Genomic DNA, 12,740 nt, shown 5'->3' on the forward strand with positions numbered 1-12,740 from the left:
TGAAGCGAATGATCCAACCCGGTTGTGCGTTTGCCATTGTTCTCGCCAGCAGCGTATCCGTGTTCGCACAGGATGCGACTACCGAGAGTGCTGCTGAGACGGGCGCTGCAGACAGTAGTGCCTGGTGGCAGCTGATTCCCGGCCTGTCCCCGGGGGTCGAGAGCAACGGTGAGTACAGCGAAAAGCCACTCGGCAGCAACACCGAAACCACCCTGATTCCCGCAGCCGGCCAGCTGTGGGTACAGGACGCGGAAGCGTTTATCGATCCGCAGGAACCGGTGCTGGAAACCGACGTGCTCCCGCCGCTGGTGTACCGGGAAGTCGACGATGAGATCGCTCCCGAGCTGGTGCAAGAACTGCAGGGAAAACTCGCCGAACTGGAAGACGCGCACGAGCTGCAACTGATCTTTACCGGCCACACCGACAGCGATCCCCTGAGCGAAGAACAGCTGGGTGCCTTCGCAGATAAAGAAGCCTTTACCGGTGCCCGTGCGCAGCTGGTCGCGGAATATTTCCAGACCGCACTGGAGCTGCCGGAAGAGGCCGTTGTATTTGAAGGCCGCGGTGACAGCGAACCGCTGACAGAAAACATCACCGAAAAAGGCCGCGAGCTGAACCGTCGCGTCGAGGTAAAGCTGCGCTATTTCGAGCTGGACCAGGAAGCTCGCGATGCCCAGCGTCGCGCCGAAGCGGCCCAGCTGAACCGGGTACAGGTCTGCCGCCAGGAAACCGTGTGTAAACTGCGTTACACCGCTGGTTCCGACAAGCGCGCGCGCCTGAAAAACCTGGTGTCGCCGCTGCGACTGCAACCGGGACAGGTGGATCTGCCGATGCCGTTTGTGCGCCGTATCCAGGAAGTGCGCAACACCCTGCTGGATAAACCGAATCTCACCATTCACTTTGTCGGCCACACCGATGGCAAGCCATTGCCGGAAGGTCCCGCAGAACTCTACGACGACCAGATGGCACTGTCCCGCGCGGAAGCGCGCCGCGTAGCACTGGCGGTGGCCGATCAGCTGAATATGCCGGGCTATATGGTAACCAGCAGTGGTAAGGGTTCGAGCCAGCCCATCGCCGCTAATGACACCGCCAAGGGCCGCGCCCTCAATCGCCGCGTGGAAGTGGAGTTCTGGTACGACGATCTGCTGGAAACCGCTGCCGATGGCCTGCAGGCGTGTCCGGAATCGGCGGCTGCGGAAACCATCACCATTGCCCACGAATCCCCCACGGGCGACGTACCGCCGATCTTCCTCGATAGCGGTGAGCCGCAGATTTCCAGCGCGCAGCTGGCACAGATGCAGCGCATGATGGACGAGGTTTCTGGCAAGCAGAATGTGCGCCTGAGCTTTATCGGCTACAGCGACAACGAGCGCATGGAACGCCGCGAAGCCATGGTGTATGGCGATGATGTCGGCCTGTCCTCGGCGCGTGCGGAAAAAACCATGCGCGCGGTACAGCAGCATCTGGGCCTGGAAGACGAGCAGGTGGAATTCGAAGGCCGCGGCTTTGTGGAATCCAAAGACGTGGTGCAGACCGGCTTTATCCACATGGATGGCGCGCGGGTAGAAGTGCAGGTGCTCTACGACGAGCTCGCGGTACTCGCGGAAAAAGACCGTCTCGAGATCGAGCGTATTCAGCAGGAGGCCGAGGCCCACAACCCCTATGCCCTGAACCTGATGCGTATCACCGTAGATGGTGCGCCGGAATACGACCCTCACAAAAATTCCGCCGACCTGCAGCGCTGTACCGACGTGGCACTGGAAAACGCCAATATCCAGTTCCGCTTCGACAACCAGACCATGCAGCCGCGTCTGAACGTCACTGCGTTCCCGAGCACCATCCGTTATGCGGATGATCCGGAAACCGAGATCGCCGACAGCCGGGTACAGTTCAAGCGCTACACCAACTACCCGTCGTTTATCACCCGCGCGGAAGTGCGCTTGTTTGAGGAAGAGCAGTCCCTGCGCGATGAACCCATTGCGGTGGTCACCCTCGACCAGAACGGTGAGGGCAGCTGGGATGCGGACTTTGAGGAATACCAGGCGCCGCTGAAAAAGCTGAAATACGTGTTGCGGGTTTACGACTGGAAACAGCGCTTCGACGAAACCCGTCCGCAGACCCTGTGGATTGTGGATAACTTCGAACCCCAACTGCAGGAAACCACCACCGAGAAAGAGCTGCTGGTGGGTTACGGGGAAAACCGTCTTGCCGAGCAGAATATTCCGGTGAATGGCAATGCGGTGCTAGTGAACGGTGCGGATATTCCCGCAAACCACAGCGTATGGCTGGCGGGGCGCGAAGTACCGGTCAGCAACAGCGGTGAATTTGTTGCCGAGGAAATTTTTGCCAAGGGCCTGCACACCGTGGAAGTGGCGGTACTGGATGACAGCGGCAACGGCGAACTGTTCCTGCGCGACCTGGAGTTCAATCGTGACGACTGGTTTACCGTGGGTATTGCCGACCTGACCATCGCCCGCGACAAGACCAATGGCCCCGCGGCACTGGTGACCGGTGACGAAACCCACTACGACAACTCTGCCAGTTACGATGGCCGCCTGGCGTTCTACACCAGCGGCAGCTTTGGTGACGGCTGGCAGCTGTCCGCCAGTGCGGATACCGAAGAGGGCCCGGTAGAGGACCTGTTCACCAACTTCATGGAAAAAAATCCGGACGCGCTGTTCCGCCGTCTGGACAGCGATTTGTACTACCCCACCTTTGGTGACGACTCCACCGTGGTGGAAGATGCACCGACTTCCGGCAAGTTCTATATCAAGCTGGAGAATTACGACGATTACGGTCTGTGGGGTAACTTCAACGCGTCCTACACCGACAACGAGCTGGCACACATTGACCGCGCGCTGTACGGGGCCAATTTCCACTTCGAAACCGATGACGTGACCGACTTCGGCGAGAAGCGTTTCCAGATCGATGCCTTCAGTGCAGAGCCAGGCACCATTGCCGGACGGGACGAGTTCCGCGGTACCGGTGGCTCTCTCTACTACATGCGTCACCAGGATATCCTCACCGGTTCCGAACGCTTGCGCGTGGAAGTGCGGGACAAAAACTCGGGCATCGTACTGGGAGTGAAAAACCTCACCCCGGTCATCGACTACGACATGGACTACATCCAGGGCCGCGTGCTGCTGAATCGTCCGCTGTCGGCCATCGCCAATGACAACCTGATCGTGCAGGACGGATCCTACAACGGTAATCCGCAGTACCTGGTTGCCCGCTACGAATACACGCCGGGCTTTGACGACCTGGATACCCTTGCGGTTGGTGGCCGTGCCCATTACTGGGCTGGGGATCACGTGAAAATCGGGGTAAGCGCCAGCCAGCAGGATGAAGAGGACAACGAATCTTCCCTGAGCGGCGTCGACCTGACCCTGCGCAAAACCGCCGGCACCTGGATGAAGGTGGAAGTGGCAGAGAGCCAGGGCAATACCCTCGACAGTCTCTCTTCCCTGGACGGTGGTTACAGCTTTAACCCGGGCAGTTTCGAACAGGGCAGCTTTGATCAGGCCGCGCCGTTCGATCCCGAAGACAAGGCCGGTGCCAACAAGTTTGAAGCCGCGCTGCAGGTTGGGGATTTCTTTGAGGGCATGCGCGGTTCCGCTTCTGTTTATGCGCAGCAGCGAGACGCCGGCTTCTCCGGCCCCGGCCAGCTCGCCACCCGCGAGACAGAGCAATACGGTGCGGCAGTCAATGTGCCGATCGGCGAGCGCTTTGATGTGGGGCTCAAGACCGATACCCGCGAACAGCAGCAGGGCCTGCAGACCGAAGCGACCGATGTGGAACTGGGCTATCGTCTGAGCGATCGCTGGCGCCTGGCCGCTGCGGCCCGCTCCGATTCCCGCGAGGACCTGTCGCCGGTGGTGCCGGTTACCCAGACCCAGGGTGAGCGTACCGACGTGGCGGTACAGGCCAGTTACGATTCCGGTGCAGACTGGAATGCGTTCGGTTTCGTGCAGCGCACCGCCGAGCTGTCCGGTAACCGCGACGAGAACAACCGCATCGGTTTCGGCGGCGCCTACCGGGTAAGCGAACGCCTCACCCTGGACAGTGAACTGTCCGGCGGTGACACCGGCACTGCGGCGCGACTCGGCACCGACTTCCTGGTGACCGACCGCACCAACCTTTACCTGAACTACACCCTCGACAACGAGCGTACCGACACCGGTGTGCGCGCGCGCAAGGGTAATCTGAACAGTGGCTTCCGCAGTCGCTTCAGCGATACCACGAGTATCTACGGCGAAGAGCGCTACACCCACGGCGACGTTTCCACCGGCCTCACCCACGCCCTGGGTGTGGATCTGGCGCCCAGTGACAAGTGGAATTACGGCACCAGTGTGGAAGCGGGTACCCTGGAAGATCCGCGCACCGGCGCAGAAACCGAGCGCCGCGCCCTGGGCGCGAGCATGGGCTTCAACGACGGCAGCCTGCGCCTGTCCAGTGCGGTGGAATACCGTGTGGACAATATGCAGACCCTGAGTGATCCGGAGACGGTGCTGGAAAACGAACGCCAGACCTGGCTGTTGAAAAATACCGTCAGTTTCCAGATTAATCCGGACTGGCGTCTTGTGGGTAAACTCAATTATTCCGACAGCCAGAGTTCACAAGGTGAGTTCTACGACGGCAAGTTCACCGAAGGGGTGATGGGCTACGCCTACCGCCCTGTGGATAACGATCGCTGGAACACGCTGCTGAAGTACACCTACTTCTACAACGTGCCCACCACGGATCAGGTGCTGGTCACCTCCAACAGCGTGAACAATGCCACGGAGTTCGTGCAGAAGAGCCATATCTTCTCCGTCGACACCAACTACGACATCACCCAGCGCTGGACCCTGGGCGCCAAGTACGCCTACCGTCTGGGTCAGTTGAGTATGGAGCGGGATAACCCGGAGTTCTTCGACAGCTCCGCGAGTCTGTACGTGCTACGTGCCGACTGGCACTTCGTGAACAAGTGGGACCTGCTGATCGAAGGCCGCCTGCTCGACCTGCCAGATGCGGGTGACCGCAAAAGCGGCGCACTGCTGGCGCTGTATCGTCAGATGGGACGCAACTTCAAGGCGGGTATCGGCTACAACTTTACCGACTTCTCCGATGACCTGACTGACCTGGATTACGATAGTCAGGGGGTCTTTATCAACATGGTGGGTAAATTTTAAGTTCGTTCGGTTCGCCTGCAGGCAGGCTCCTACAAGGTGCTCCGTAGGAGTCTGCCCTGCAGGCGAACCAACCTCGAAATCTAAAGGAAACCCCAGATGCAAAGGATTGCACAGGGTAACCGACTTCGAACCGGTCGGTTCAGCGAGTCAAATCGATTTTGCCTGATTACCGCGGTTTGCCATCAACGCAATCCAGTTTTTCGTAATGTGCACCGCGGCAGAAAATTTGTGCATGCGATAAGCAAAGTGGAGCAAGCGAAAACACTTTGCTATGTAGTGATGCCCGATCATGTGCACTGGTTACTACAGCTTGAGGAGGGCGCAGACCTTTCGCATTCTGTGCAGAAAGCCAAGTCCTTAACTTCCAAACTGCTACGACAGCTGTGGGATGGGCCAGTCTGGCAGCGGGGTTTCCACGACCGTGCGCTGTGCAAGGAAGAGGATGTTCAGGCGGTTGCCAGATATGTAGTTGCAAACCCTCTCAGAGCAGGCTTAGTCAGCTCCCTGCGGGACTATCCACTGTGGGATGCTATCTGGCTCTAGGAAGTTCGCTGTAGGAGCCTGCCCTGCAGGCGAATGGCTATAGCGTATTTCCCTGTTCGCCTGCAGGGCAGGCTCCTACGGGGAGGTACCGGTTACTCCCAGCCTGCCAATACAATCTTGCCAATGGTCCGGCCGGCTTCGAGTTGCTGATGGGCGAGGCGCAGATTGGCTGCGTTAATCGGTTCAATGGTATCCCCGACCGTCGTGATCAGATCTTCCTGATCAATCAATTCCGCAATGCGATTCAGAATCTCTTGCTGGCGAATCATATCGTCGGTCTGGAACATACTGCGGGTGAACATGAACTCCCATACAAAGGTCGCGCTCTTGGATTTCAGCAGGCCGATTTCCAGGGGCCCCGTGTTTTCCACAATCGTGCAGATTTTTCCCTGGGGCTTGATCGCGTTGGCCATCGCCGGAAAGTGCTGATCGGTATTGTTCAGGCAGAGGATAAAATCCACCGTATCAATACCGATGTCTTTTAACTCTGCATCAATTGGATTGCGGTGATTGACCACGTGTCTGGCCCCCATCTGCTTTACCCACATGGAGGACTTGGTACGCGAGGCGGTGGCGATCACGTTCAGCTTGCCGAGGTTGCGGGCCAGTTGAATCGCAATGGAACCGACGCCGCCGGCCCCACCAATAATCAGCAGCGACTTGCCCGCATCCTCTCCCGTTGGGGAAATCCCCAAACGCTCGAACAGCGCCTCCCAGGCAGTAAGACTGGTCAGGGGCAGGGCGGCAGCGGCCTGGAAATCCTGGGTGCGCGGCATCGCACCGACGATGCGTTCGTCGATCAGCTGATACTCACTGTTGCATCCCGGGCGGGTGATATCTCCGGCGTAGAAAACCCGATCGCCCACGTGGTAGTGCTCGACCTCACTGCCCACCGCCACGACCTCACCCGCCGCATCCCAACCCAGGACCTTGGGTGTGGTCTCGATGACCGGCTCCGCCTTGGGCGCACGCACTTTGGTATCCACGGGATTGACTGCAATTGCCTTCACCGACACCAGAAGATCCCGGGGCCCGGGTTCTGGTCTGTCTATCTGCAGGTCCAGCAGGGATTCCTGATGGTCGATGGGCAGGTACTGGAATAGGCCGACAGCTTTCACGTGAGATCTCCATATCCGTTGGGGACAATCAGTATCCGTGATTCAATTTTCGCGCCAGATGACGCAGCACGGCCGCGAGGTAAACCCGACACCGCCGTCGCAGTTTAGATGAGCCGCGCAGGGACGGCGGCAGAATGGCTCAGACTTCCGCGGGTGTGTTCGAGGGCGGTGTCGTCGAGCGAGAAGGAGAGGGAGCTTCGCTCTGCGCGGCTTTCCCGGCCGCCTGTGCACTGGCGCGCCGCTTCAGGCTGCGCTTTTGCCACCACAGGTAGAGTCCGGTGCCGAACAGCAGGGCCGGCGTCAGGCCCGCCAGCAGTACCAGCCAGCGCCCGACAATGCCGAGCGCATCGCCATTGTGCAGGGGGAACTGCCAGCGCAGGATTTTGTTGCCCAGGGCAATCTCGGTGACGTCCTGCGACATCAGCAGTTCACCGCTGTACTGGTCCACCCGCGCGATACTGGCGCCGTAGTTGGTCCAGACTTCGCCCGCGGCGCGGAAGCTCAGTCCGTAGCTGTCGCTTTCATTGCGCGGCAGGTAAATGCGTTTCAACTCGCCGCCGGGAAAGGCTGCCTGGGCGATGGCGACCGCCTGATCCGGGGTGATGGGATTGCCACTGTCGGTATTGGAGCCAGGCAGGGCCGGGCGGGGCTCGACCTTGAACAGGGTGCCGACTACCGCTTCCACCTGCATCGGGAATATCAGGGTGACGCCGGAAAAGCTGGTCATCAGCAGCAGCGGCAGAAAATAAATACCGAATACCTTGTGTATATCGAAGTAAAACCGGAAGCGGTTGCCGCTGCGGGAAACGGAAAAGGCGCGCTTCCATTTCCCTTTACCGGTTTTGCTCTTTTTCGGCCACCACAACACCGCACCGGTGATACAGAACACCATCAGCAGCAGGCCCATAAAGCCCATCACGGTCTTGCCGTTTTTACCGGCGAGCAGGGTGTAGTGCAGGCGATAGAGCCAGCTCATGGTGTATTCAGGGGTGCCCCAACCGCGTACCGCCAGCACTTTTGCATCGCTGGGAGATACCGCGACTTCGATGGGCCCGGGTGCACCTTCCGGTGCAGGGAAACGCACCACGTGGGGACTGCCGGGTTGGCGCTGGGTCATCAGGCGGGTGGGCGTGGGGTTGCCCGGTACCGCGGCCTGGGCCGCGGCAAATATGTCCGCATAGCTGGCCGGGTTTGCAGATGGAGAAAAGGATACCGTCTGCGGCGCGAGGGTTTCATCCAGGGCGTGATCGAACACCAGCAGACTGCCGGTAATTCCGATCAGGGCGAGCAGCAGGCCGAGGGTGAGGCCGGCGTACTTGTGCAGGATGAAAAATGTTTTGCGCATGGTGTGGAAGCTTGTTTTGGTTCGCCTGCAGGGCAGACTCCTACGGACTCTACTGTAGGAGCCTGCCCTGCAGGCGAACAATTTCCGCGGTTACCGCAGATCAGAACACTTTTGAGTAAGACAGGTTCACACTGCGGCCCAGGCCCTTGAAGTTGCGCACATCATTGCCCGCAGTCTGGGAGTAGTAGGTGAAGTAGTCTTCGTTGGTCAGGTTCTGCAGACCCAGGGCGAACTCGCCCCCCAGGGCTTTCAGCTGGGCGCTGGCATCGATAATGGTATAGCCATCGAACTCGGTGGTGACTTCACCGGCGCTGTTTTCAAAGTCGCGGTCCAGCAGCCAGTTGGCCTGCAGGCGGGTGCTGAAGTTTTCAGTCCAGTTGCGCGCCCAGCTCACGTTGTACCGGTTGGGGGAAATGTTGCGGCCGTCGAGATCGGTATCCACTTTGCCGTCCTGGTCGGAGTCGTATCGTCCCTCTGTGTAGGCATACCGCATTTCCAGGGTATCGGTATCGGTGGCAAACCACTGCCAGCGCATTTCCACACCATCGATATCGGTCTTTTCCCGTTTCACGCTGTACACACCGTCACTACCCAGCGCCAGACGCTGTCCAAAGTCGGAGTCGGAAGAGTAAAGCGCCACTTGCAAACCGAACTCTTCGTTATTGAAGTCGAGGCCCAGTTCGTGGTTCTGGGTCAGGATGGGCTTGAGCTCGAGGAAGCTCTCTGCATCCAGGCCCGGCTGGTTGATACCGCGCAGCACCCGGCCGACGTCCGGCATGGAAAAGCCTTCGGAGTAGTTGGCATATACTCGCCAGGCATCGCTGATGGCATATGTCGCACCGATATTGCCCAGGGTCTCGCTGAATTCCGGGTTGCCACCTTCGACAAACTGGCTGCCGTAAGACGCCAGGGTGGTGAAGTCGTCAACGTTCAGCTTGGAGCGCTCGTGGCGAACACCGGCGGTAATGGTCAGCTGCTCGATGCCACTGAACTCCGCCTGTGCGTAAGGCGCGGTGCTCTTGTATTTGGTGGGCGGCACCCAGGCGCGACCGGTCTGAACCAGTTGCTGCCAGGTTTCGTCCTGCAGCAGGTCGATACCGTAAGCGAGACTGATTGCGCTGCCGGCGATATCGTCCTTGATCAGGGTCAGTTTCAGGCCGCGCTTTTCCGAGTTGTTCTGGGACTGGTCGAATATGCCTTCGCCGTAGGCCGGGTCCTGGAATGTGGCAAAGGCGCCACCGCCGTAGGTGCCGGCAAAGTCCTGGGAGAATACCTGCGCGCGCAGCTTCTGGCCGAACAGGTCTTCCTTGCTGTACTGCAGGTTGACGGTGGTGACCTCGTTAGACGGCGCATCCCCGGGTACCGGTGCCTTGATCGCGGTGGTGGCAACGCCTTCGCTGATATCGCCATCCACGCTCAGCCAGTTGTTGTTACCTTCCACCAGAAAGCGGTTCACGGTCAGTTGCACGCGCTGATCGTCCCAGCTGTAGCCGGTCTTGATAAAGGCGTTGGTGGTTTCGCTGTCCATGGTGTCGCCCTGGGTGTTGTCGAAACCGACAATGTCCCCGTTGGCGTCGTAGCCAACACCGCTGTTGCGATAGGTAAAGCTGGCCAGTACATCTACCGCATCAACCTTGCCAGAGACGCTGTAGCTGCCGTTGTAGCCCGCGGACTCTCCTACATCTTCGGTTTGCAGCGCGGTTTCAACACGCACGCTCTGCTGGAATTCGTCGCTGGGGGTGCGGGTCACCAGGTTGATGATGCCGCCAGAGGCGCCCATACCGTGAATGGCGTTGGCGCCGTGAATGACTTCCACACGCTCCAGTACCAGCGGATCAATGGTGTGGCCGTCGCGGCCGCCGTTGCGCAGCGGGTTGGACTGGGGCACACCGTCGATCAGGTACAGTGGCTTGCGGCCGCGCAGGCTCTCACCGGAGCTGGTCATCTTCTGGCGGCTGGGGGAGAAGCTGGGAATCAGGTTACCAAGGATCGTGGACAGATCGCTGGTCGTGGCCATCTGGCTGGTCAGCTCCTGCTGATCGATCAGGGTGACCGTGTTCGGGATCGAGCTCAGCGGCTTTTCGGTGCGGCTTGCGGTAACCACAACCTCCTCTTCAATTTGCTGGCCGTTGCTGTCTTCCGCGCCGAATGCAGTGGTGCTGGCGGCGATAATGGACAGGGCGAGAGAGGTCTTCAGGTAGCGCATCCGAGGCTCCTAGGTTTGGGTACAAGCTTGTTGTTCGATGGTGAAACCGGCGGCAGGGGAGAGCCCGTCAATTGGTTGTGGGCGTGCCGCCGTTGAGGAGGGCGATAATAGTTAAAATGAGAATCGATATCAATCGCGATTTTGACGTTGCCCGCCAGATTCGGGTGGCAGTGGCTCGAAAACAGTGTGCAGGGAATTCGCCCCGATATGTTGATCGGGGCGCTCGTGGGTCGGATGTTGGGTAGTTGCCGAGGTGCGGACCGGGTGGCGTGCAGGTGCAGCCTGGCTCAGGGGGCGAAGGGGGACGCCAGCGGCTCTATGCTCACCATTTCACCGGCGTCGACATTGCCACCTTCCCGCGGCAATACGATCAGGCAGTTGGCCCCGGCGAGGCCGGACAGGATGTGACTGCCCTGGCTGCCAACCGGTTCAACCAGCAGGTTGCCGGCTTCATCACTGCGGTAGCTGCCCCGTTGGAAGTCGGTGCGGCCGGGTTTCTTCTTGAGGGGCTGGCGCAGTTCGGCCCGCAATCGGATGGGGGCAGACCACTGGCCCCCCTGTAACAGGCGCAGCGCCGGCACCACCAGCTGCTGAAAGGTAATCAGGGCGGATACCGGATTGCCGGGGAGGCCAAAGAAGGGTGTGCCCTGCAGGCGCCCGTAGGCGAAGGGCTTGCCCGGTTTCATCGCCACTTTCCAGAAGCCGATCTGGCCCATCTCCTCCAGCACTTCCCGCGTGTAATCCGCATCCCCTACCGACACGCCGCCGGAGGTGATAATCGCATCGGCCTCGCGGGCGGCGCGGGTGAGGTTGTCCCGGATGACCCGTTTGTCGTCCGGCAGAATACCGAGGTCGATAACCTGCACGTCCAGCTTTGCCAGCGCGGCCAGCAGGGCACTGCGGTTGCTGTCGTAAATGTCGCCATTGCCGAGGGGTTCGCCTGCCTGGCGCAGTTCGTCGCCGGTGGAAAACAGCGCGACCACGGGCTGTCGCAGTACGCTCACCTCGCCAATGCCGGCAGCCGCCAGCAGGGCAATATGGGCTACCGAGATACGCGCGCCTCGCGCCAGTAATTCCTCCCCCGCCCGCACATCTTCACCGCACCGGCGGATATGGTCACCGGGACGTACATCACCGCCGATGGAAACGCGTTCGCCCCGGGTGGTGACCTGTTCCTGCATCACCACCGTGTCGGCTCCAGCAGGTAGCGCGGCGCCGGTCATGATGCGTACACAGGTGCCCGGATTCACCTGGCCGTCAAACGGTTTGCCGGCAAAGGAGTGGCCGATCAGTTCCAGTGGTTCACCGGATGCCAGGTCGGCAAAGCGCAGTGCATAGCCGTCCATGGCGGAGTTGTCGCAGGGCGGCAGGTTTTCTGGTGAATTCACCGCCTCGGACAGCACACGGCCGCAGGCGTGTATCAGCGCCAGCGGCTCCTGTCTGGTCACCGGGGTCAGGTCTTCGAGCAGGGTTGCCCGGGCCACTTCGACAGGCATCAGGCCGGGCTGGGAACAGCAGTCACTCATCATGTACTCCGGGGTGCGGCAGCTTCCGAGCGTTTTTGGTTGACCATCCACACGGCCGCCTCCACCCGGGAGCGCATGCCGAGTTTTTTCAGCAGGTGTTTAACGTGCACCTTTACGGTGGCATCGCTGATATCCAGTTCGCGGGCAATCAGTTTGTTGCTGAGGCCGTCGGCGATCAGCTGCAGAATCTGGTATTCACGGCTGGTCAGGGTGGAAAGGGTATCGGCGCCAGCGCGGTCGGGCTTGCGCAGCGCGGAGGCGAGGATTTCGGTGAGGCGCTGGCTGATGGCCATCTTGCCATGGGTTGCCGCCAGCACCTGGTCGAGGATCTCCTCGGGGTCCATATCCTTCAGCAGGTAGCCATCGGCACCGGCGCGGATACAGGCCACCACGTCGGCGTTGTTGTCGGAGACCGTGAGCATCACGATGCGTGCGGTCACACCGCCGGCGCGCATGGCCCGCAGGGTGTCGAGGCCGTCCATACCGCGCATATTCAGATCGAGCAGGATGATATCCGGGTCGCACTCATCCGCCAGGCGCACCGCTTCCTCGCCACTACTGGCCTCCGCCACCAATTCCAGGCGCGGCTCCAGGCTGAACAACTGCATCAGTCCTTTTCGAAACAGCGGATGGTCGTCGACCATCATGACTCTGGCGGTACTAGGCATGATCGCTCCTGGATTTAAGTGATTGTCGGTGGGGCGGCTCGTTGTCGATATGCTAGCACAGGCAACCCCTCGCTAGAGCGGTCTACCCCTTAGGGGGTAGTGTTTCCGGCGGCGGCGCCCTGCCTGGCTCTGGGGATAAACACTGTGCGCGGGAGCGGCGGAA

Annotated in this window: 7 protein-coding genes; 2 read left to right on the forward strand and 5 right to left on the reverse strand. The window is 60.2% G+C overall.

All coding sequences use genetic code 11. The features are described 5' to 3' along the window. Positions 1 to 8: 8 nt before the first annotated feature. Together ACONT6_RS02985 and ACONT6_RS02990 are read left to right on the forward strand one after the other, a co-directional pair. Positions 9 to 5,171, forward strand: a complete 5,163-nt coding sequence (locus tag ACONT6_RS02985; RefSeq protein WP_428820350.1) for an OmpA family protein — start codon at positions 9 to 11, stop codon at positions 5,169 to 5,171. 96 nt (positions 5,172 to 5,267) lie between these two features. Next, on the forward strand, positions 5,268 to 5,714 hold the full coding sequence (locus tag ACONT6_RS02990) for an REP-associated tyrosine transposase (protein ID WP_428820351.1): 447 nt from the start codon (positions 5,268 to 5,270) through the stop codon (positions 5,712 to 5,714). Positions 5,715 to 5,806: 92 nt separating this feature from the next. Here ACONT6_RS02990 and ACONT6_RS02995 read toward each other — a convergent pair whose 3' ends face one another. The 5 genes from ACONT6_RS02995 to narL all read right to left on the reverse strand — a co-directional run bounded on the left by ACONT6_RS02995 (position 5,807) and on the right by narL (position 12,577). Further along, on the reverse strand, positions 5,807 to 6,832 hold the full coding sequence (locus ACONT6_RS02995; RefSeq protein ID WP_428820352.1) for a zinc-binding alcohol dehydrogenase family protein: 1,026 nt from the start codon (positions 6,830 to 6,832) through the stop codon (positions 5,807 to 5,809). A gap of 139 nt (positions 6,833 to 6,971) precedes the next feature. Further along, positions 6,972 to 8,177 carry a PepSY-associated TM helix domain-containing protein gene (locus ACONT6_RS03000; RefSeq protein WP_428820353.1) on the reverse strand — a complete coding sequence of 402 codons (1,206 nt, stop codon included), beginning with the start codon at positions 8,175 to 8,177 and terminating at the stop codon, positions 6,972 to 6,974. Positions 8,178 to 8,277: 100 nt separating this feature from the next. After that, complete coding sequence (locus tag ACONT6_RS03005; protein WP_428820354.1) at positions 8,278 to 10,383, reverse strand: TonB-dependent receptor; 2,106 nt, start codon at positions 10,381 to 10,383, stop codon at positions 8,278 to 8,280. A 287-nt stretch (positions 10,384 to 10,670) separates the two neighbouring features. Next, positions 10,671 to 11,909, reverse strand: coding sequence for a molybdopterin molybdotransferase MoeA (moeA, locus tag ACONT6_RS03010; protein WP_428820355.1), 1,239 nt, complete (start codon positions 11,907 to 11,909; stop codon positions 10,671 to 10,673). Next, positions 11,909 to 12,577, reverse strand: a complete 669-nt coding sequence (narL, locus tag ACONT6_RS03015; protein WP_428820356.1) for a two-component system response regulator NarL — start codon at positions 12,575 to 12,577, stop codon at positions 11,909 to 11,911. The genes moeA and narL overlap by 1 nt, the downstream gene beginning before the upstream one ends. Positions 12,578 to 12,740 lie beyond the last annotated feature (163 nt).

This window comes from Microbulbifer sp. MCCC 1A16149 (genome assembly GCF_050368945.1).
Taxonomy (GTDB): domain Bacteria; phylum Pseudomonadota; class Gammaproteobacteria; order Pseudomonadales; family Cellvibrionaceae; genus Microbulbifer.